The sequence below is a fragment of the Halomonas sp. ISL-56 genome (assembly GCF_018612805.1).
Taxonomy (GTDB): domain Bacteria; phylum Pseudomonadota; class Gammaproteobacteria; order Pseudomonadales; family Halomonadaceae; genus Vreelandella.
The window spans coordinates 99,101-119,179 of the sequence record NZ_JAGGRO010000015.1; the positions used below are offsets into that span (position 1 = coordinate 99,101).

General features: G+C 54.1%; 19 protein-coding genes. 11 read left to right on the top strand and 8 right to left on the bottom strand.

The window, feature by feature from the left end:
* Nucleotides 1-9: 9 nt before the first annotated feature.
* The 7 genes from narI (at nt 10) to J7J49_RS12870 (ending at nt 5,944) form a co-directional block, all read left to right on the top strand.
* Nucleotides 10-702: a respiratory nitrate reductase subunit gamma gene (gene narI, locus J7J49_RS12840; protein WP_039858452.1), complete on the top strand. Its 693-nt coding sequence runs from the start codon at nt 10-12 to the stop codon at nt 700-702.
* 138 nt (nt 703-840) lie between these two features.
* On the top strand, nt 841-1,662 hold the full coding sequence (locus J7J49_RS12845; protein ID WP_215093109.1) for a peptidylprolyl isomerase: 822 nt from the start codon (nt 841-843) through the stop codon (nt 1,660-1,662).
* 48 nt (nt 1,663-1,710) lie between these two features.
* Nucleotides 1,711-2,289 carry a molybdenum cofactor biosynthesis protein B gene (moaB, locus tag J7J49_RS12850; RefSeq protein WP_215093111.1) on the top strand — a complete coding sequence of 193 codons (579 nt, stop codon included), beginning with the start codon at nt 1,711-1,713 and terminating at the stop codon, nt 2,287-2,289.
* Nucleotides 2,286-3,548, top strand: a complete 1,263-nt coding sequence (locus J7J49_RS12855; protein WP_215093113.1) for a molybdopterin molybdotransferase MoeA — start codon at nt 2,286-2,288, stop codon at nt 3,546-3,548. Before moaB ends, J7J49_RS12855 begins: the two co-directional genes overlap by 4 nt.
* A 53-nt stretch (nt 3,549-3,601) precedes the next feature.
* Nucleotides 3,602-4,009, top strand: coding sequence for a putative zinc-binding protein (locus J7J49_RS12860; RefSeq protein ID WP_215093115.1), 408 nt, complete (start codon nt 3,602-3,604; stop codon nt 4,007-4,009).
* A complete protein-coding gene (moaA, locus tag J7J49_RS12865; protein ID WP_215093117.1) occupies nt 4,006-4,995 on the top strand; it encodes a GTP 3',8-cyclase MoaA in 990 nt (329 codons plus the stop codon). Before J7J49_RS12860 ends, moaA begins: the two co-directional genes overlap by 4 nt.
* A gap of 157 nt (nt 4,996-5,152) precedes the next feature.
* Nucleotides 5,153-5,944: a DUF6694 family lipoprotein gene (locus tag J7J49_RS12870; RefSeq protein ID WP_502793514.1), complete on the top strand. Its 792-nt coding sequence runs from the start codon at nt 5,153-5,155 to the stop codon at nt 5,942-5,944.
* A 115-nt stretch (nt 5,945-6,059) separates the two neighbouring features.
* Here the strand turns inward: J7J49_RS12870 and J7J49_RS12875 are convergent, their stop codons facing one another.
* The 3 genes from J7J49_RS12875 to ppnN form a co-directional block, all read right to left on the bottom strand.
* Nucleotides 6,060-6,260, bottom strand: a complete 201-nt coding sequence (locus tag J7J49_RS12875; protein ID WP_064232862.1) for a hypothetical protein — start codon at nt 6,258-6,260, stop codon at nt 6,060-6,062.
* A gap of 146 nt (nt 6,261-6,406) precedes the next feature.
* Entirely contained in the window at nt 6,407-7,141 is a 735-nt protein-coding gene (locus J7J49_RS12880) for a sulfite exporter TauE/SafE family protein (RefSeq protein WP_064232861.1), read from the bottom strand.
* Nucleotides 7,142-7,234: 93 nt separating this feature from the next.
* A complete protein-coding gene (gene ppnN, locus J7J49_RS12885) occupies nt 7,235-8,617 on the bottom strand; it encodes a nucleotide 5'-monophosphate nucleosidase PpnN (protein ID WP_215093120.1) in 1,383 nt (460 codons plus the stop codon).
* Nucleotides 8,618-8,858: 241 nt separating this feature from the next.
* Here ppnN and J7J49_RS12890 point away from each other — a divergent pair, with 241 nt between their 5' ends.
* On the top strand, nt 8,859-9,764 hold the full coding sequence (locus J7J49_RS12890; protein ID WP_064232859.1) for a LysR family transcriptional regulator: 906 nt from the start codon (nt 8,859-8,861) through the stop codon (nt 9,762-9,764).
* A 76-nt stretch (nt 9,765-9,840) separates the two neighbouring features.
* Here J7J49_RS12890 and gcvP read toward each other — a convergent pair whose 3' ends face one another.
* Together gcvP and gcvH are read right to left on the bottom strand one after the other, a co-directional pair.
* Nucleotides 9,841-12,735, bottom strand: coding sequence for an aminomethyl-transferring glycine dehydrogenase (gcvP, locus tag J7J49_RS12895; RefSeq protein ID WP_215093122.1), 2,895 nt, complete (start codon nt 12,733-12,735; stop codon nt 9,841-9,843).
* A 97-nt stretch (nt 12,736-12,832) separates the two neighbouring features.
* Complete coding sequence (gcvH, locus tag J7J49_RS12900) at nt 12,833-13,222, bottom strand: glycine cleavage system protein GcvH (RefSeq protein WP_064232857.1); 390 nt, start codon at nt 13,220-13,222, stop codon at nt 12,833-12,835.
* 406 nt (nt 13,223-13,628) lie between these two features.
* Here gcvH and J7J49_RS12905 point away from each other — a divergent pair, with 406 nt between their 5' ends.
* Nucleotides 13,629-15,038: an alanine/glycine:cation symporter family protein gene (locus J7J49_RS12905; RefSeq protein ID WP_215093124.1), complete on the top strand. Its 1,410-nt coding sequence runs from the start codon at nt 13,629-13,631 to the stop codon at nt 15,036-15,038.
* Between the two features lie 146 nt (nt 15,039-15,184).
* Nucleotides 15,185-16,297 carry a glycine cleavage system aminomethyltransferase GcvT gene (gene gcvT / locus J7J49_RS12910; RefSeq protein WP_215093126.1) on the top strand — a complete coding sequence of 371 codons (1,113 nt, stop codon included), beginning with the start codon at nt 15,185-15,187 and terminating at the stop codon, nt 16,295-16,297.
* 94 nt (nt 16,298-16,391) lie between these two features.
* Here the strand turns inward: gcvT and J7J49_RS12915 are convergent, their stop codons facing one another.
* From J7J49_RS12915 to J7J49_RS12925, 3 genes are all read right to left on the bottom strand, one after another.
* Nucleotides 16,392-17,189 (bottom strand): LysM peptidoglycan-binding domain-containing protein, encoded by a 798-nt coding sequence (locus J7J49_RS12915; RefSeq protein WP_064232854.1) that lies wholly within the window; start codon nt 17,187-17,189, stop codon nt 16,392-16,394.
* A gap of 116 nt (nt 17,190-17,305) precedes the next feature.
* Nucleotides 17,306-18,187: a 1-acylglycerol-3-phosphate O-acyltransferase, YihG family gene (gene yihG / locus J7J49_RS12920; RefSeq protein ID WP_215093128.1), complete on the bottom strand. Its 882-nt coding sequence runs from the start codon at nt 18,185-18,187 to the stop codon at nt 17,306-17,308.
* Between the two features lie 106 nt (nt 18,188-18,293).
* Nucleotides 18,294-19,190: a LysR family transcriptional regulator gene (locus tag J7J49_RS12925; RefSeq protein WP_215093130.1), complete on the bottom strand. Its 897-nt coding sequence runs from the start codon at nt 19,188-19,190 to the stop codon at nt 18,294-18,296.
* A 148-nt stretch (nt 19,191-19,338) separates the two neighbouring features.
* Between J7J49_RS12925 and J7J49_RS12930 the strand changes: the two genes are divergently transcribed.
* A complete protein-coding gene (locus tag J7J49_RS12930) occupies nt 19,339-20,037 on the top strand; it encodes a CoA transferase subunit A (protein ID WP_064232851.1) in 699 nt (232 codons plus the stop codon).
* The last annotated feature ends 42 nt before the right edge of the window (nt 20,038-20,079 follow it).

A 20,079-nucleotide genomic window follows, 5' to 3' on the forward strand; every position in this document is an offset into this window, starting at 1 on the left:
AGAACCGCCATGTATGACGCGATTGCGCATTACTTAACCCATCTGATCTACGGTTACTACCCCTATCTCGCGGGCACGGTGTTCCTGCTTGGCAGCCTGCTCCGTTTTGATCATGGTCAGTACACCTGGAAGACCGGTTCCAGCCAGATGCTGTCATCCAAGAACATGCGCCTGGGCAGCAACCTGTTCCATATCGGTATCATTGTGATTTTCTTTGGCCACCTTGTGGGCATGCTCACACCGCACTGGGTTTATGAACCGTTCCTGCACGCCGGTACTAAACAGCTAGTGGCCATCGTGGTGGGCGGTATTGCTGGCGCCATGTGCGTGGTGGGCGGTGCCATGTTGCTCTATCGGCGTCTGGCCAACCCACGTGTAAAGGCGTCGTCGAGCATGATGGATACCTTGATCCTGGGCTTGATTGTCCTGCAGGCGTGCCTTGGCATGGTGACCATCATCTTCTCGTTGGGCCATATGGACGGTGAGATGATGTTGACCCTCTCCAGCTGGGCGCAGTCCATCGTCTTCTTCAGCGGCGGCGCGGCGGACTATATGCAGGAAGTGTCGTGGATCTACAAACTGCATATTTTTATCGGCCTGACCATCATCCTGCTGTTTCCATTTTCGCGGCTGGTGCATGTGTGGAGCGCGCCGTTTGGTTATGTTACCCGGCGTTATCAGCTTGTCCGCCGTCGTGGCTAAAAACTGGCTTATGCTCGGCCATACGTTGTTGGAGATCGGCTCAAAATGCTCATTTACAAACTCGTAAACTCCGCTTTTTCTCCGATCTCCGCCTAGTCTGGCCTTCGCACGCTCAGTTTTATATAGAGGAGAAATAACATGCAGATGATTGATATCGAACAGCTACCTGGGGGAGTTGCTCCGCCCCCAGTACGTGTCGGCGACGCCAGTATCGATGAGGTAACGATTGCATTAGAGATGCAGTATCACCCCGCCGAAACGGCGGGGGAGGCTCAGCTTCAGGCGGCTCGTGCGTTGGTGGTCAGAGAGCTGCTGCGCCAGCAGGCTAACGCTCTGGGCCTACTGTCGATGCAGGAAGCTACCGAAGCGCAAGAGGATGCGGCGATTGCTGCTTTGCTCGAACAGGAGCTTGAGGTGCCTGAGCCGGGAGAGGCAGACTGCCGCCGCTTTTTTGACACCCACCGTGAGCGTTTCAGCGAACCGACCCAGTTACGCGTTCGGCATATTCTGCTCGCCGCAGCGCCGGATGACTCCTTGGGTCGCGACGAAGCGTACCAGCTTGGCGAAAAGCTGCTTGAAGAGCTTCAGCAGATACCCGAACGGTTTGCTGAATTTGCTCAACACCACTCCGCGTGCCCTTCAAAAGAGCTGGATGGTGATTTGGGCTGGCTAGTGTCGGGGCAGACCGTTGCGGAGCTTGACCGCGCTTTGCAGCACTTGCCGGAAGGTCTACACGAGCGCCCTTTGGCGTCTCGCTATGGCTGGCACGTGGTGAGTATTGACGAGCGCCGTGAAGGCCGGGCGTTACCTTTCGATCAGGTCATCGACCGAGTGCGCCATAGCCTACGGGAACAGGCAACTCGACGGGCGTTGCGCCACTATTTACTGGCGTTACAGAGCGATATAGGCGTCGAAGGAATTGTCCTGGACGACGATGCTGGCGGCAGTTTGATGCAATAGCTTGAGGCAATAGCTTGATGCAATAGTAAGGCTAAGAGGAGAGGCTTGATGTCCCATGTTTCTATAGATGCACTTTTCGCTCCGCTTGGCATCGCGGTGCTAACGGTTTCCGATACGCGTGGATTCGATGAAGATGGCAGCGGTGACCTGCTGGTTAAACATCTAAATGAAAGCGGCCATGTCCTGGTGGAGAGGCGCATCGTTGTCGATGATATCTACCAGGTTCGCGCCGTGGTCTCGGAATGGATTGCGCGAGCAGATATCCATGCGATTCTGGTTAATGGCGGCACTGGTTTTACTACCCGAGATACCACTCCTGAAGCTTTGATACCTCTTTTCGATAAAGCAATTGAGGGATATGGGGAGCTATTTCGGCACTACTCCCTGAAGGCGATCGGCACTGCGACGATTCAGTCCCGCGCCGTAGCGGGGGTGGCCAATCAAACGATGGTGTTTGCGATGCCTGGCTCGCCTAAGGCGTGTGCCTTAGCGTGGGACAGAATTATCTCTTTGCAATTGGACGCCCGCACTCGTCCCTGCAACTTTGCCGCCATGGTGCTCCCTTCAGTGACCCCGTGCAGCGGACGTCACGAAGCGAGCCTTTCCAGTGAGGTGGAGCGCTTATGAACTGTCAATGCGCTGACTTAGTAACCCCCGGCTTATTAGATCTATTTGAGGCACGCCAACGGCTTATTGACGCAGCCACGCCCATCAATGCAGTAGAAAATGTCACCCTTGAACAGGCGGCGGGGCGGGTATTGGCAGAGACGGTTGTCGCGCCTCTCGATATGCCGGGGGTGGACAACAGCGCTATGGATGGCTATGCGCTGCGTCTAGCTGACTACCAGGCCGTACCTGATAGGACTGGTTTGCCGGTTCTTCAGCGCGTACCTGCGGGGGCAGGGGTGTTGCTGCTACCTGAAGGGGGCTGCGCGCGTATTTTTACCGGCGCGCCGGTGCCGGTGGGGGCTGATATCGTGGTACCGCAAGAGCGGGTCACCCTTGATCAGCGCGGGCATATCCATCTTGAAGGTAAGCTATCAGCAGGCGCTAATATTCGCCGTCAAGGCGAGGAGACCCACATGGGCACCCCGCTACTTGCTACAGGTGAGTCTCTTGATGCTGCATCCATTGCGCTGCTGGCAAGTCATGGAATTAACACGGTGTCCGTCAAACGGCGCCTGCGGGTGGCGCTGCTCTCAACCGGCGATGAGCTGATTGCCCCAGGCACGGCGCGATCACCAGGGCAGGTGTACGACAGCAATCGCGCCATGCTTAACGTGCTGCTCGCGCAAGCGCAGTGCGATGTGCTGGATCTGGGCGTCATCGCGGATTCACCGCAGTCACTGCATCAGGCCTTTGAACACGCACAAGCCGTTGCGGATGTGGCGGTGTGCAGCGGAGGCGTGTCGGTAGGTGAGGAAGATCACGTGCGTTCGGTAATAGAGCAGCGCGGCGGGCTACATTTACATGGGGTCGCCATGAAACCAGGAAAACCCTTTGCGTTCGGCTATCTAGGTGCGGCGCCTTACTCTTCCACTCCGTTAATCGCGCTGCCGGGCAACCCAGTGGCGTCCCTGGTGGGCTGGCAACTGCTGGCGCTGCCGTTTATCCATGCCATGCAAGGTAGAAGTGTCGCTGCGTTGCAGAGTTATCCTGTTAAGGCAGGCTTTTCTCAGCGCGGCCCCAGGGGGCGTTGTGAGCTGTTAAGGGTGGTGCTGGACTGGGCAAGAGAGCTGCCGGTGGCGCAGTTAGCGGGTGGGCAGGGCTCGCATATGCTCAGTGCGGCGAGCCAGGCCCACGGCTATTTAATGGTACATCCTGATACCGACGTGGCGGAAGGGAGTGCCTACCACTACTACCCCATCAATCAGTTCGCCGTTTGAAGCGTTTTTTTAGTTAGTGGCCGCTGATGACGTCTGTTTCTATAGGAGAGGGTATGTCTTCACATCACAAACCTCGCACACTGATTTATGCCTGCTCCGGCTGCTCTGATGTAGCGCAACTTGCCAATAGTGTAGCCCTTCGCCTGGATCATGCAGGAGCAGCAGAAATGTCCTTTATTGCCGGTGTCGGGGGCGGCGTGCCGGGCCTGGTGCGCAATGCCCGTTCCGGGCGTCCTATCGTGGCTATTGATGGCTGTCAGATGCACTGTGCTAGTTTCTGTCTCTCCCAGGCGGGGGTGATTCCCACTGAGCATGTAAAATTGTATGAGAATGGACTCCGCAAGCGGCGAGGCCAATTTTATGATGAGCAAACCATCTCCGACGTCACCGCAGAGGTGAAAGGGCTCATTGCCCGGCTGCCTGTTAATGCCAGTTCCCAGGTAGAGGAGCCCGCAGAATGAGTAAGTTAGTCGATGGCTATGGCCGGACGGTACGTTACCTGCGCATCTCGGTGACTGACCGCTGTGATTTCCGCTGTGTTTATTGCATGGCGGAGGAAATGACCTTTCTGCCGCGTGCCCAACTGCTTACCCTCGAGGAGATAGCTGAGCTGTCGCAAGCATTCGTCGAGCTGGGCGTAGAGAAAATCCGCCTGACCGGTGGTGAGCCGTTAGTACGCCAAGGGGTGCTAACGTTAGTGGAAAAACTCGGTAAATTGGCAGGCCTGGGCGAACTGGCCATGACCACCAACGGCTCTGGACTGGTCAAACATGCCAGCGCTTTGCGACAAGGCGGACTTAATCGGCTCAATATTAGCCTCGATTCGCTCAAGCCAGAGCGCTTTAAAGCCTTGACCCGTACGGGCGATCTTAGTCAAGTGATCGCGGGTATTCGCGCAGCTCGCCAAGCGGGTTTTGATTCCATCAAACTTAACGCCGTATTACTCAAAGGGCGTAATGATGACGAAATCCTCGACCTGGTAAACTTTGCCCGGAATGAGGAAGTGGATATCAGTTTTATCGAAGAAATGCCGCTAGGTGCTATCAGCGAGCATAACCGTGGTGAAACCTTTCTTTCCACCGATTCGGTGCATGAGACTATAGCGCAGCATTATCAACTCTTACCCACCACCGAGACCACCCTGGGGCCATCCCGTTATTATCGTATGGCAGACAGCCAATCGCGGATTGGCTTCATCTCTCCCCATAGCCACAATTTCTGTGGCGCCTGTAACCGTGTTCGGGTTACGGCGGAAGGGCGGCTACTCCTTTGCCTGGGTAATGAGCACTCGGTAGATTTACGCGCCGTCATGCGCCGTTATCCGGGGGATACCCAGCGGCTTAAGACCCGCATTGTGGCGGCAATGAAGAAAAAGCCAGAGCGGCACCACTTCACCACGGATGGGGATGTTCAAATAGTGAGGTTTATGAATGCAACAGGTGGGTAAGACGATTAGGTCAATGCTCTTAACTACCTAGTTCTAAACTACCAGGGGTAGTGGTTAATTGCGCTTTCCGTTAAGCTCCTCAGCAATTTTTATCTGCCTGCTTTGAGGTGATTGTATGTGGAGCCTAAGGCTGTCTGCAATATCACTATCAGTACTGATGATAGCTGGTTGTTCAGATCCCAAAATTGACACTAGCTCCATGCCTGCGTCGGTGGTCTCCGTTGAGGAAGTGCGTAACTCGTTGCCCTCTTATAAGCGCGATGAGTTTGATCAAGGGTTGATCATCATCGCCACATCGACGTCGTTTAACGGTATCGATATTCTCAACCCTCACCGCATGAATGCCGCTGAGATCGCCGAAACAGCGAATACGCAGATGCATGGGTTAACGGGGGATCAGGTGATCCAGCGTGCCGATCAGATTCTGCGCGAGCGCCGGTCACGCGAACGTGAGCATGCAATTCGTACCTTAAAACGGCTGGAAGAGAGGCGCGCAAAAGCCGCCAGCGACCAGCAGCAGTTAGCGCGGTTTACCATTGATAGCTCTCGCTATTACATTGGCGCAAGCCCTTATGGCGCCCCGGAGCCTGTGATTGATCTTGAAGTGACCAATAGCACGGATCAGGCCATTTCTGAGCTTTTGTTGAGGGGCGTTGTGACTAGCCCAGATCGCTCAGCGCCGTGGGTGGATGAGTCTTTCTACTACGTCGTGCCTGGTGGCATTGAGCCGGGACAAACGCTGGCGTGGAGCCTAGCGCCTAATCGCTTTGGCCCATGGGGAAATGCTCAAATACCCAGCGATGCAGAATTGACAATCACCTTGAAAGGGCTGAAGGGGCTTGACGAGCAGCCATTGTGGGACTCCCCTGAGCTAACGGAGCACGAGCTGGCCAGGCTTGAGCGTCTGCGGGAGGAGTATGGTGGCGTTGCCCTTTCAGGTGTGAAATAAGTCTAGTGTGGTGTGAGTGCTGCACAAGCTAAAACGCCCTATCGGTTATCCGATAGGGCGTACGCATCGTTAAGATAGCTTCATTTATTAGGCTGCGTTAAATCAGCGAGGCTACTTACTCTTTGGCTTCATGGTCGGCGAGGGCGGCAACAATTGCCTCTTCCCACTGTCCTTCGGTTATACCCCAATGCTCCATTTCTGCCTGGTCAGCGCCGCCTTCCGACGCCTCGCGCAGCTTATCGACGCTGCTGCTTTCATAACAGTGCTTGGCGAAATCTTTGGTTTTTACATCTCTTAGCTGGTTAATCATCGACATGTTGAGTTCCTTTCAAGGTCAATTGTGAGGTAATGCCCACTCAGTGTAGCTATTCTGGCCACTTTTACCTGACTTGGTTCCCAACATTGTTTAGCTGAAGTGATAGAAAGACGTGAGAAAAAGAGTAGAGAAGGCTTTCCGTGGGGCTAGCTGGCTATCAGTGTATCGATAAAAATCTTACCGGCGATGCTCGCTAGCAGCAGCATAACCAAATTATCGAACCAGCGATGGGGCAGCCGATTGCCCAGGCGAGCGCCTAGTGGCATGGCGGCGAGTATCACCACAAGGGCAAGGATACTAAACAGAAAGCGTTCTAGGGTTAAAATACCTGTGTTTAAAAGCGCCGGTATTTGAACGATGGTAATGGCGACGAAGAAAACCGAGATTGAACCAATAAATACGTCACGCTTTAACTGCATCGCATTGAGAAACGTAACTGAAGCGGGCGCTGACATGCCTGCCGCACCTTGAAGCACGCCAGCGAGTAGCCCAATGGGAATGACTAGTCGCGCAGCGATAGTAAAAGGGAGGGCGATGCGACGTTTCATCACTTTGATGATCAGGTAAACCACGATCACTCCTGCGACACCCAGTGACAGTACATCGGGAGATAAAACCACTAATCCCCAAGTGCCCAGCACAATGCCTAGCCCGCCAGCAATGGAGAACGCTGCCAAGAAGCGCAAGGGTAATAAGTGGCGTCGATATTGCCATACCTGTAAGGCATTGCTAAATAGGTTAGGCGCGACTAGTAAGGCGATAGCGAGTTGAACGTCGTACAGCATGGTGAGAATGGGCACGACAATAACCGGTACGCCTGAGCCGATGGCCCCTTTGACGATACCTGCGACTAGCAGTGCTATAAACGCAATTAATAGCATAAGGCTACTCGATCCCTTTAACGCACAGCTGTCACTCAATCGGCAACTGTGCGTATTGTTCATTCAGGATTTAGCGCTGTTATTTCAGTACAGTTATTTCAGTACATAGCAGGGCACATAATGTTGGCCATCGAGCTTCATGCGACCTTGGGCCACGAAAGAAGTGAGGAGCTCATCTAGACGCTGCATCAGTTCGGGCTCTGCAGTCAGCACAAACGGGCCATGAGCTTCAATGGCACGGATACCGGGTTCTTTGACATTGCCTGCTACGATCCCTGAGAAAGCACGGCGTAGGTTAGCGGCGAGCTCATGGGTGGGTTGCTGGCGGTGTAGTGCTAAGGCACGCATGGCGTCATGAGTTGGCTCAAAGGTAGCCTGAAAATCACGCGCAATGGTCAATCGCCAGTTGTAGTAGAAAGCATCCTGATGGGTGCGGCGGAACTCAGCGATTTCATCGATACCGTGACGCATGGTGCGTGCCACCGCGACGGGATCGCCAGTAATAATGGTGTAGTAGCGGCGAATTTCTTCACCCAGGGTATACACCAGGAACTCGTCAATCTTTTGAAAATAGGCGGCAGAGTTGGCGGGGCCGGTGAAAATTAACGGGAAGGGAATATCCTTGTTGCTGGGGTGCAGCAGAATACCCAGTAAATAGAGAATTTCTTCCGCAGTGCCGACTCCTCCGGGGAACACGATAATGCCATGGCCTAGGCGCACAAAGGCTTCTAAGCGTTTTTCAATGTCTGGCATGACCACCAGCTCATTGACGATGGGATTAGGCGCTTCGGCAGCGATAATGCCGGGCTCTGAAATACCTAAGTAGCGACCTTCCTTGCGGCGCTGCTTAGCATGGGCTACGTTTGCGCCCTTCATGGGGCCTTTCATTGCGCCAGGGCCACAGCCCGTACAAATATCTAAATCGCGCAGACCCAAGTGGTAACCCACATCTTTGGTATATTCGTACTCTTCCCGGGAGATAGAGTGACCGCCCCAGCACACCACCATGCTAGGGTCGCGGCCGGGTTTTAGCGTGCCCGCTTTGCGCAGAATATGGAAAACTGCGTTGGTGGTGCCTTCTCCGGTGCTAAGGTCGAAACGATTGTGGTGTTGAATCTCGTTGTAGACGTAAACAATATCGCGAATGACCGAGGATAAATGTTCGCGGATACCGCGGATCATTCGGCCATCAACAAAGGCTTCGGCGGGCGCGTTAGTTAGCTTTAAGCGAATGCCACGGTCTTGCTGCAACACTTCAATATCAAAATCTTTATAGGCTTCTAAAATAGCCAAGCTATCGTCGCTGGGATTGCCGCAATTGAGTACTGCCAACGCACAGCGCCGAAGCAGGTCATGTAGACCGCTTTGAGACGTTTTGTGCAGCCGATTAACTTCATGCTGAGAGAGTACTTCGAGGCTTCCCTCGGGGGAAATGATACTGGAAAGGGTGGCGCGAGGTTGAACGTTTTCGGTCATTAGCGGGGCTGTCCCTAATCGTTTGATGTCTTTTGGCATACTACCACGCCCAAGCGGCCGGTACAGCGCAGCGGATGGCTCGCCTGGCTGTGCTATTATTAGGCATATTTTATAGAACGGCGGCAATAGCGCTTTTTGTAATTTTTGTTAGTTACTAAATTTTAGTTACTAAACTGTTGCCTAAAGCGTGTTCTCACAGAGGGCTGCTAAAGACCGTTATCAAAGACCATGGCGCTTCACTATGTTCAATGCCCACTATTTTCGTACCTTTATCACGCTTGTTGAAACAGGCAGCTTTACCCGTACGGCGCAACGCTTAGAAATGACCCAGCCGGGCGTAAGCCAGCATGTACGCAAGTTAGAAGACTATTTAAATAAAGAGCTGCTAGAGCGCAAAGGGCGCAGCTTTACACTAACTGAGTCGGGGCGGCGTGCTTACGATTACGCTTTAAAGCTATTTGCTGAGCATGAGCAGTTCCGTCACGGGTTAGACGATGACTCCTTGGATAGCGGCGACTGTCGCATTGCTTCGCCGGGCAGCGTTGGCCTGATGTTTTATCCGTACATATTGGGGCAGCAGCAAATGCACCCTAATTTAACGGTCAACTATAGCTTTGCGTTTAACCACGAGATCGTTAATGACCTGCTCGAAGGGCGTTATGACATCGGAATAGTCACCGAGGCAATGCGCCACCCTGAACTTAATTGCTCTATTTGGCATGAAGAGCCGCTCTGCTTGGTGGTACCTGCAGATTTTGCAGGCAGCACGCTGTCAGATTTAATGGGCATCGGCTTTCTCAATTATTACGACGGGATTAACCACGCCAATGCGTTGCTGCGCGCGAATTACCCCGACGAGTTTCGCTCCATGACCCATTTTCGTCATCAAGGCTTTACCAACGAAGTCAGCATGGTGCTGGATGCCGTGGCCAGGGGGTTAGGCTTTACCGTGGTGTCGCGACTGGTGTTGGAAACCTCACCCTGGCAGCGCCAGGTAAAAGCGCTGAACTTGCCCAATGCGGTCAATGAGGTGCTCTATTTGCTGCGTCGCCGTGACTCGGTGCTGCCCAAGCGCTACGAGAAGCTGTTAGACGGTTTTCATGCTCAGCGTCTACAAGAAAAAACGCCCCTGGTGCCGTCTAATTGAGAAGGCACCAAGGGTGTTCTTGTTACTTACAGCGCTATTTAAAGCGCTATCGCTTCATATCTTGCCAGCTATGCCGTTAGTCACGATATTCATCGATGCTGGGGCAGGAGCAGATTAACTGACGGTCGCCAAACACGTTATCAACACGGTTAACGGCTGGCCAGTATTTAGACGCTTGGACAGCTGCGGTCGGGAAAGCGGCCAACTGGCGGTCATAAGGCCGCTGCCAGTCGCTATCCATTAGATCCGCTTGGGTATGCGGCGCATTGACCAGCGGATTGTTATCCAACGGCCATTTGCCGCTCTCTACCCGGCCAATCTCTTCTCGTATGGCAATCATCGCATCGCAGAAGCGGTCAATTTCATACAGTGACTCAGATTCGGTCGGTTCGATCATCAGAGTGCCCGGCACCGGGAACGACATGGTCGGAGCGTGGAAACCGTAATCCATTAAGCGTTTGGCGATATCCTCCTCGCTAATCCCTGAGGCCGCTTTGAGCGGACGAATATCGATAATGCATTCATGGGCAACCGTGCCGTTCTGACCGCGGTAGAGAATCGGGAATGACGCTTCCAAACGCTTGGCAATATAGTTGGCGTTTAGGATGGCAAGCTCGGTGGCTTCACGCAGACCGCGGGCGCCCATCATCTTAATGTAGGCCCAGGAGATCGGCAGAATAGAGGCGCTGCCGAAAGCCGCTGCCGAGACCGCACCGCTATCAGTGTTGACGCCATTGATCGGTGTTACCACATGGTTGGAAACGTAGGGCGCAAGGTGGGCTTTAACGCCGATAGGCCCCATGCCCGGGCCGCCGCCACCGTGGGGAATACAGAACGTTTTATGCAGGTTAAGGTGAGACACATCGCCGCCAAAATCGCCGGGGCGGGTTAAGCCGACCTGGGCGTTCATATTGGCGCCATCGATATACACCTGACCACCGTTGTCGTGAACAACCTTGCACGCTTCGCGCACGCTGGTTTCAAACACACCATGGGTGGAAGGATACGTCAGCATGATGGCTGAGAGCTGATCGCGATGGTGCTCGGCTTTAGCGCGTAAATCAGCCATGTCGATATTGCCGTTTTGATCACACTCGACCACCACTACTTTCATCTGCACCATGGCTGCCGAGGCTGGGTTGGTGCCGTGGGCGGAGCTGGGAATCAAGCAGACATCACGATGACCCTCACCCTGGGCCGCCTGGTAGCGGCGAATTGCCACTAAGCCTGCGTATTCACCCTGAGCGCCGGAGTTGGGCTGCATCGAGAGATGATCGTAACCGGTGACTTCGACCAGGAAGGCCGAGAGCTCGTCGATCATTTGGTGATAGCCAGCTACCTGATCGCGGGGTGCGAAGGGGTGCAGATGCGCAAACGATGGCCAGGAAACGGGGATCATCTCGCTGGTGGCGTTGAGCTTCATGGTACAGGAGCCGAGCGGAATCATTGCATGGGCAAGCGACAGATCCTTATTCTCCAGACGCTTCAAGTAGCGCAGCATTTCGGTCTCGCTGCGGTAGCGGCTAAAGGTGGGATGACTCAAGAAGCCGCTTTCGCGCTTACAGGCAGCGGGAATGCCTGTAGCGCCGTTAGCCACTACCTGCTCGTCCAGAACAGCAACGGCCAGACCGTACTCGTCACCCAGCAGTACGTCAAACAGCGTTGCTACGTCGCGGGCGGTGGTGGTTTCATCCAGACTGATGCCCACATCGCCATTGTCGAAGTAGTGCAAATTAATATCATGGGTCATGGCGCGGCCATGGATCTTGCCAGCGTCAATGCCGGTCAAGCGCAGTGTATCAAACCAGCTATCATGGGCGAGCGTTATACCTGCCTGCTTGAGGCCTTCGGCAAGCAGGGTCGCCAAGCGGTGAACGCGGCCAGCAATTTTGCGCAGGCCTTCAGCGCCATGATAAGTGGCGTAAAAGCCGGCAATGTTGGCCAGGAGCGCCTGGGCAGTGCAGATGTTAGAGGTCGCTTTCTCGCGGCGGATATGCTGCTCGCGGGTCTGCATCGCCATGCGCAGCGCCGTGTTGCCACGGCTATCTTTGGAGACGCCGATGATACGCCCAGGGATCGAGCGCTTGAGCTTGTCGGATGTAGCAAAGAACGCCGCATGGGGGCCGCCAAAGCCCATGGGTACGCCAAAGCGCTGGGAGTTACCCACCACAATATCCGCACCGAGCTGACCGGGTTCTTTAAGCAGCACCAGACTCAAAAGATCGCTGGCGACACAGGTCATGATATTGCGCTTAGCCGCGGCGCTTAATAGCGGTGCCAGATCGCGCACTTCACCACTGGCGGAGGGGTACTGTACAAGCGCCCCAAAGACATCGTGGTTGGCCAGCTCTTCCGCAGGCCCGGTGATTAACTCAAAGCCAAAGAACTCAGCGCGGGTTTTGACCACGTCCAGCGTTTGCGGGAAAACGTCGTCGGCGACGAAAAAAGCGTTGGATTTGCTTTTCTTATTGCCACGCTTACACAGCGCCATGGCTTCGGCGGCGGCGGTGGCTTCGTCGAGCAGCGATGCATTCGCCAGCTCCATGCCGGTTAAATCCATGACCACTTGCTGGAAGTTAAGCAAGCCTTCCAGGCGGCCTTGAGAAATCTCAGGTTGGTAGGGGGTGTAGGCCGTGTACCAGCCTGGGTTTTCCAATACGTTGCGCTGAATCACCGCGGGCATATGGGTGCCGTAATAGCCCTGGCCAATATAGCTCTTAGCCACGCGGTTCTGCCGCGCTAGCTGGGCTAGGTACTCTAGTGCTTCTGCTTCGCTGCGCGGTTCATCAAGCGCTAGCTCGCGGCCAAGACGAATATCGCTCGGCACGGTCTGTTCAATCAGATCTTCCATGTGCTGCATGTTGAGCGCTTTTAACATGGTGGCCACGTCATCTTGACTGGGACCATTATGGCGTTTGATAAAAGCATCGTGATCGGCCAGCTCGGCCAGACGGCGTGTTTCAAGAGACATGAAGAAGATTCCGGACGTTAAGAGAGAACCGTGCAGGGCGTTAGGCTAAGAGCCCACCATAAAGGGCAGGCTCTTAAATATGATTTAGTTCCCGCCTTTAGTCGTCAGCGCTTAGCGTTGCTTGATAGGCATCTGCATCTAGCAGGCCATCAAGGGAGTCACTGTCTAAGCGCACTTTCATAATCCAGCCACCTTCATAAGGCGCTTCGTTGACCGTTTCGGGGGCGTCTTCAAGGGCGTCATTGACTTCGATGACTTCGCCAACAACCGGCGAGTAAAGATCAGAAGCGGCTTTGACCGATTCGATAACGCCAAACTCTTGACCTTTGCTTAGCGCTGTACCTACTTCAGGCAGTTCAACAAACACGACATCACCTAGCGCTTGCTGGGCGTGATCAGTAATGCCTACGGTAACTGTGCCGTCTTGATTATCCAGCACCCATTCGTGGCTTTCAGCGTAACGGAGATTGGCAGGAAGATTGCTCATGATGTTTTCCTATATGAAACAGTTTTCTGGGCCCGAGCATACTAACGGTTGTCGCTCGCCTTGGCGAATAGTGGCTAGGGCAGGACGAGCCAATAAACAAGCATGTTAACGTGTTTCCAATCGGAAACAAATTTCTTCGTTGCTCCATGGTTAACCCTTAGCCGCAAGCTATTCAGGTGATGTAGCGCAGGGTTTGCGCAGGGTAGAGAGTTGTGAAAAAAGCGGTATCCTCTATGCGCAAGCGACATCACCCTAGATGCTTGCTAAGTTTATGGTGTAAAACATTCACATCCTATGCTAATCAGCAATAGCGACGTCAGATATAACCAAGATGTGGTAACCGACCAACACTACACACCACCATTGCATACCAATAATTGCATACCAACAAAGCGAGGAAATGAACATGGAAGCATTAACTAGCCTTTTAGGGGCAATCAACGGCGTGGTCTGGGGGCCCGTCATGTTGATTCTGCTACTCGGTGTGGGGATTTACCTGCAGCTTGGCTTGAAACTGATGCCGATAAGAAAGCTCGGCATGGGTTTCAAGCTAATGTGGGCGGGCCGTGATGCAAAACCTGGGGTGGGTAAAGCAGCGCCAGCCAAAGAGGGTGACGAAGGTGAAATATCGCCTTTTGACGCCTTGATGACCGCGCTCTCTGCGACCATCGGCACCGGTAATATTGCCGGTGTTGCCACGGCCATTGCATTAGGTGGCCCCGGCGCTGTGTTTTGGATGTGGATTACCGCACTGGTAGGGATGGCTACTAAGTTTGCCGAAGCAGTGCTGGCCGTGCGTTATCGTGAAACTGACAGTACGGGTTTCCATGTGGGTGGGCCGATGTTCTACATCAAAAATGGCCTGGGTAAAAAGTGGCTATGGTTGGGCGGCCTATTTTCATTCTTTGGCGCCGTCGCTGCCTTTGGCATCGGCAATACCGTTCAGTCCAACTCTGTTGCTGATGCTATGGACGCCACCTTCGGTGTGCCGCACTGGCTCACGGGTGTGGTCATTATGGTGTTGGCGGGCGCGGTGATTCTGGGCGGTATCAAGCGCATTGCTAAAGTAGCGGGCAAGCTGGTGCCCATTATGGGCATTGCCTACGTAGTGGCTGGCCTGCTGGTATTGATCATCAATGCCGGGCAGATCGGTGAGGCCTTTGGTTTGATCTTCTACTACGCTTTCAACCCCATGGCGGCGGCCGGTGGTTTTGCCGGAGCGGCGGTTATGGCGGCGATTCGTTTTGGTGTGGCGCGCGGTATTTTCTCTAATGAAGCGGGTTTGGGTAGTGCGCCTATCGCGCACGCGGCGGCAAAAACCAAAAATCCGGTGCGCCAGGGCCTAATCGCGATGCTGGGTACCTTTATCGATACCATTATTGTATGCACGATTACCGCGCTGGTGATTTTGACCTCAACGGTATGGATTGACGGCGAAGCCGGTGCGTCGCTAACAGCGCTCTCGTTTGACGCTGCACTGCCTGGCTTTGGTAATCAGATCGTGGCAATTGCGTTGGCCATTTTTGCCTTTACCACCATCCTAGGCTGGTCATTTTACGGCGAGAAGTGCTGCCAGTTCCTGTTTGGCACGCGCTCAATTATGATCTATCGAGTGCTGTTCGTACTGGCCATCCCGCTGGGCGCTATCGCGCAACTAGGCTTTATCTGGCTCATGGCGGATACCTTCAACGCCATGATGGCGATCCCGAACCTAATTGCCTTGGCACTGCTTTCACCGGTAGTCTTTAAGCTAACCAAGGACTATTTCGACGGCAAAGACGTACTGCCGGGTGAAGAGCTGGATCACGATCAATAATACCCGCAGCGTGTTAATAAGCGCTGTAGGTGAAGACAAGACGTGAATAACAGTAGAGTCGGGAAGACACTTAACCAGTGGCTTCCCGTTCTCTTTTTTAAGCTAAGCATTTTTAAGTTAACAATTTTTAAGTGAGGAATGCCCCCATGTCCGAATTAAAGCAAACGCCGCTGCACGCGTTGCACCTTAAGCTGGGTGCCAAGATGGTGCCTTTTGCAGGCTACGATATGCCGGTGCAGTATCCGCTGGGGGTCAAAAAAGAGCATGAGCACACCCGTCAAAAGTGCGGCCTGTTTGATGTCTCCCATATGGGGCAGATTAGTGTTTCTGGCGATAATGTGGCCGAGGCCCTAGAAACCCTAATCCCCGCTGATTTGGTGGGGCTCGAAAAGGGCGCGCAGCGTTACGGGCTCTTTACCAACAACGAAGGCGGCATTCTTGACGACCTAATGGTGGTCAACGCAGGCGATCACTTCTATTTAGTAGTGAACGCGGCCTGTAAGGATCAAGACCTGGCGCACCTACGCCTAAATTTGGCATCAACCCATACAATCGAGCCGTTAGATCGTGGCTTGCTGGCGCTGCAGGGCCCCCAGGCGCGGGATGTCATGCAGCGGCTTTGCCCTGAAGCCTGTGAGCTGGTGTTTATGCAGCATGGACGTTTCGCCATTGCTGGGCAGGAGGTATGGGTAAGCCGCAGTGGCTATACCGGTGAAGATGGTTTTGAGATTTCTGTCGCTGCCGATGCCTGTGAAGCCATCGCTGAGCAGCTTCTCGCAGAGCCCGAAGTCGAAGCGATTGGCCTGGGAGCGCGTGACTCGCTGCGTTTGGAAGCGGGTTTATGCCTTTACGGACACGATATGGATGAGCAAACCACGCCGGTGGAAGCGGGTCTGATCTGGGCAATCGGCAAGCCGCGTCGCCGTGATGGTGATCGGCCTGGCGGTTTTCCAGGGGCTGATGTGATTCTTCATCAGGTCGATGCCAAAGACCATACCCGCAAGCGTGTTGGGTTATTAGCTGAAGGCCGCGCGCCAGTGCGTGAGGGGGCGCCGTTGGTTGACGAGGCGGGCAATGAGGTCGGGATAGTGACCTCCGGCAGTTTTGGCCCAAGCGTCGGTAAACCGGTGGCGATGGGCTATGTCAGTCGAGAACTGGAAGCGCCGCAAAGTGCCGTGTTCGCGGTAGTTCGCGGTAAGCAGTTACCCATGGTGGTAACCCCTATGCCATTTGTGAAACCTGGCTACTATCGCGGTTAGAAACGCGCTCTCCTACCCGCGGCCCCTACATAAACAGGGGCCGCTTTTTGATAGAGTGCTGTATTACTAAGGAAGGCATTATCAAACGAGTGTTTTAGCGCAACACCTGCTTGGGATCGATGGGTTTGCCGCCTTGGCGCAGGTCAAAGAGTAAATCATAGCGCTGAGTAGCACTACTTTGACCTACTTCGCACAGTGGATCTCCCGCGCTTACCTGCTTACCCACTTCAACCAAAATGCGCTCGCAAAGGGCGTATACGGTCTGCAAATTATCAGCATGATGCACAATCACCACTTCACCTAGCTGGCGCATGCCATCGGCAAAGCGCACCTCGCCGGGGGCGACGGACTTAGCTTGGGCGCCAGCCTGAGTAGCCAGCAGCATGGGCTGTAGGGTGCCCCGGCTGTCCGGCCCGAAGCGGCGAACCACACGATAATCATCCAATGGCCAGGGCCAGCGCCTAGCGGAAGAGGGCAATGCCTGGCTGGGCGGACTACTGGTGGGCGCAACGGCAGGCTTGTTAGCGTTGGAAGAACCACTGCTACTCGGCGGACGTTGCGATGAGCTGCGTGGCGCAGAACCGCCAAGCGGCAGGCTGATTACTTGGCCGATTCTCAAGCTAGTGGGAGAGGCACTAGGGTTGGCACCCTGGATGCGGCCACTGGTCGTGCCAAAATGCCGGGCGATGCTTGAAAACGTATCGCCAGGACGGATTTGGTAGCGGTAGGGGCCGCCGGAAGGTGCTCGCTCTTGCTGGGTGGGAATTAGCAGGCGTTGGCCAACTTCCAGGCGCCGTGCATCGACGCCAGGGTTAAAGCGCTGCAAGCGTTCTAGTGGCACGTTAGCTCGGGTCGCCAGTTTACCCAGCGTATCACCACGCTGTACTTGCACCCAGTCGCCGCTAATCTGGCTGGCGCTAGGCGCGGCCGCTCGCTGGGATGATGATGGAGGAGCGCTGGAGCAGCCGGTCAGTAGTCCCGCTAACAGGCAGACAGTGAGCCAACCCGTTAGTCGTGATCGGTTCGGCTGTCCAGCATGCCATCTTTTTCCAACCAGAGTGCATTGATCCATGTGTGGAAGCGTTCCTTATGCTGCTTTTCTTCGTGGTTATCTGATGCGTACATCCACTCAGGAATGCTGAGTTGCCGTGCCTGTAATGTGACGGGGGCTTCCTTGCCGCATAAAAAGCCCCAAAACGTCGGTGAAGGATTGGCGTAGCTGATCGTCACATCTAGGATACCATCCAATTGGTTGCCTAGCAGACTAAGTACCTGGGCAATGCCGCCCGCCTTGGGGCGTAATAAATGGCGGTAGGGGCTCTGCTGGGCATCGCGTTTGATAACCGAGAAGCGGGTGCCCTCGACAAAATTAAAAATCGCAATGGGTGAGAGCCGCGCCTGCTGACACATCCGCTCGGTAGCAGCACGATCAATGGTGGCCAGTTTTGGTTTTTTTGCGACTTGTTCACGGCTAAAACGCCGCATAAAGGGGAACTCTAGCGCCCAAAAAGCCAGCCCTACAATGGGGATCCAGATTAATTGACGCTTTAGAAAAAAGCGTGGCATGGGAATTCGTCGATGCAACGCCATCAACAGCATAAAAATATCAGTCCAGCTGCGATGATTGGAGATCACCAGCCACCACTGATGGGGGCTCAAGTTATCGGGTACGCTGGCGTGTAGCACTGGCTTAAGCCAGTGTCGCATCCACCAAAGGTTTACACCTATCCAATTTAGCGCGACGCCATTCAGTCCCTGCAGTACTACCTGTTGTAGCCGTTGCCCTGGGGCAATAACTTTCAGTAGCGTCAGCAAAATGAGAGGTACGCCCCAAAACAGCGTGTTGAGCGTTAGCAGCAGTGCGCTAACCAGCCCCTTTAAAATAGGCATACCGCGTTTCCTTACCGTCAGACCAATAGCGTAATACTGAATGCTAAATGATCCTAGCCACGCTGCCCAGCAGAAACCCTGTGCATCTCATCAACCTAGTGTGGCGTTAGTTGAGAGGGAGTGAGGGCGCTTGGACGGTCTTAAGCAACACAGTGCGCAGTGCATGAGCGGCAACGGAAAGCTCTTGGTGGGTCAAAATGCCGACCCGGCAAGAAATAGCGGGCGCTGTCAGTGGTATACAGCGGGCACCTAGCTCGTGCATTTGACGAATGCACATGGAAGGCACCGCGCTGACGCCCAGACCATCGGCTACCATTCTTCCTACAGTGGACAGTTGGTGGCTTTCAAAGGCCACCGTTAGCTCCATATGCTGTTTACCCAGTTCCTGCTCTAGTAAACGACGCACCATGGAGGGGCGTTGAAGAGTAATGAAATCGTGGTTGAGCAGGGTCGTCCAGTTGAGCTGAGTGGCCTGGATTAACGCAGAGTCAGGCGGCACAACGGCCACAAAATGATCTTCAAATAGCGGCGTAAACAGTAGGCTGCCAGTACCTTCAGGTGAAAAAGCGATCCCCATTTCGACCTGACGTGAGCGCACCATGGCGGTGACTTCCTCGTTGATCACATCGTGCACGGTAATGTTGATTTTGGGGTACTGCTGGCGAAATTTAACCAACGCTGCAGGGAGCAGGTTGCAGGCAAACGCAGGCATCGCCGCGACGCTGAGTCGCCCCAATTGAAGTGTGAAGCGTTGGCGAAGACGCTCCTCGGTATTGTCCCACTGAGCCAGTAGATGTTTGGCTAGCGGTAGCAGTGACTCGCCTTCTGGGGTTAATCTGACGCTACGGGTGCTGCGAATCAGCAGTTTGCCGCCCAGGGACTCCTCCAAGCCTTTAATCGCCAGGCTTAGCGCCGGTTGAGATAGGTGCAGCCGTTCACAGGCTTGGGTAAAACTAAGGGTTTGGGCGACCGCCAGAAAGGCGCGTAGCTGTTTGACGGTCATAAAAGGCCTTTTATAAGTTTTAAAAATAAATTGATAAGAAAAACAAACTTAACAAATATATCATCTCGCACAACACTGGCACTATCGTAAGATTCGGTTCACGTACCACCTAAAACACGTACCACCTACAACAATGTGAGGCACAACAATGGCAGGATTCGATAAGCGTGTAGCTTCCTACGAAGAGGCAATGGAAGGTATCGAGAGCGGTATGACCGTCATCGCCGGTGGCTTCGGTCTTTGCGGTATTCCCGAAAACCTGATTGCCGAAATCAAGCGCCGCGGTGTCAATGATCTCACCGTGGTATCCAATAACTGCGGTGTCGATGGTTTTGGCTTGGGGATACTGCTTGAAGATCGTCAAATCAGTAAGATTCTGGCTTCTTACGTAGGTGAAAACGCCTTGTTTGAGAAGCAAATGCTCAACGATGAGATTGAGGTAGTGCTAACGCCCCAAGGCACGTTGGCGGAAAAAATGCGCGCAGGCGGTGCGGGCATTCCCGCTTTCTATACGGCGACTGGCTACGGCACGCCGATTGGCGAAGGTAAAGAAGTTCGCGAGTTTAATGGGCGACACTGTATTTTAGAAGAAGCCATTGTAGGTGATTTCGCCATTGTGAAAGGTTGGAAAGCGGATCGCTATGGCAATGTGATGTATCGCCATACCGCGCAAAATTTTAACCCTATGGCCGCCACCGCTGGGAAAATTACCGTGGTGGAAGTTGAAGAAATCGTTGAGCCGGGTGAACTTGAACCTAGCCAGATCCATACCCCGGGTATCTATGTGGATCGGATTATTCAAGGCACGTTTGAAAAGCGAATAGAAAAACGCACGGTGCGCAGTTAACGCAGCACTGCTTCAAACATCTCACTCGCTTATCACTTAACG

What these genes read in the sequence shown, in the direction of transcription:
- J7J49_RS12860 (WP_215093115.1), top strand. Translation starts at nt 3,602, where the DNA reads ATGTCTTCACATCACAAACCTCGCACACTGATTTATGCCTGCTCCGGC.
- narI (WP_039858452.1), top strand. Translation starts at nt 10, where the DNA reads ATGTATGACGCGATTGCGCATTACTTAACCCATCTGATCTACGGTTAC.
- moaB (WP_215093111.1), top strand. Translation starts at nt 1,711, where the DNA reads ATGTCCCATGTTTCTATAGATGCACTTTTCGCTCCGCTTGGCATCGCG.
- gcvH (WP_064232857.1), bottom strand. Translation starts at nt 13,222, where the DNA reads ATGAGCAATCTTCCTGCCAATCTCCGTTACGCTGAAAGCCACGAATGG.
- yihG (WP_215093128.1), bottom strand. Translation starts at nt 18,187, where the DNA reads ATGCCTATTTTAAAGGGGCTGGTTAGCGCACTGCTGCTAACGCTCAAC.
- ppnN (WP_215093120.1), bottom strand. Translation starts at nt 8,617, where the DNA reads ATGACCGAAAACGTTCAACCTCGCGCCACCCTTTCCAGTATCATTTCC.
- J7J49_RS12890 (WP_064232859.1), top strand. Translation starts at nt 8,859, where the DNA reads ATGTTCAATGCCCACTATTTTCGTACCTTTATCACGCTTGTTGAAACA.
- gcvT (WP_215093126.1), top strand. Translation starts at nt 15,185, where the DNA reads ATGTCCGAATTAAAGCAAACGCCGCTGCACGCGTTGCACCTTAAGCTG.
- J7J49_RS12925 (WP_215093130.1), bottom strand. Translation starts at nt 19,190, where the DNA reads ATGACCGTCAAACAGCTACGCGCCTTTCTGGCGGTCGCCCAAACCCTT.
- J7J49_RS12845 (WP_215093109.1), top strand. Translation starts at nt 841, where the DNA reads ATGCAGATGATTGATATCGAACAGCTACCTGGGGGAGTTGCTCCGCCC.
- J7J49_RS12870 (WP_502793514.1), top strand. Translation starts at nt 5,153, where the DNA reads ATGATAGCTGGTTGTTCAGATCCCAAAATTGACACTAGCTCCATGCCT.
- J7J49_RS12855 (WP_215093113.1), top strand. Translation starts at nt 2,286, where the DNA reads ATGAACTGTCAATGCGCTGACTTAGTAACCCCCGGCTTATTAGATCTA.
- J7J49_RS12930 (WP_064232851.1), top strand. Translation starts at nt 19,339, where the DNA reads ATGGCAGGATTCGATAAGCGTGTAGCTTCCTACGAAGAGGCAATGGAA.
- gcvP (WP_215093122.1), bottom strand. Translation starts at nt 12,735, where the DNA reads ATGTCTCTTGAAACACGCCGTCTGGCCGAGCTGGCCGATCACGATGCT.
- J7J49_RS12880 (WP_064232861.1), bottom strand. Translation starts at nt 7,141, where the DNA reads ATGCTATTAATTGCGTTTATAGCACTGCTAGTCGCAGGTATCGTCAAA.
- J7J49_RS12875 (WP_064232862.1), bottom strand. Translation starts at nt 6,260, where the DNA reads ATGTCGATGATTAACCAGCTAAGAGATGTAAAAACCAAAGATTTCGCC.
- J7J49_RS12905 (WP_215093124.1), top strand. Translation starts at nt 13,629, where the DNA reads ATGGAAGCATTAACTAGCCTTTTAGGGGCAATCAACGGCGTGGTCTGG.
- moaA (WP_215093117.1), top strand. Translation starts at nt 4,006, where the DNA reads ATGAGTAAGTTAGTCGATGGCTATGGCCGGACGGTACGTTACCTGCGC.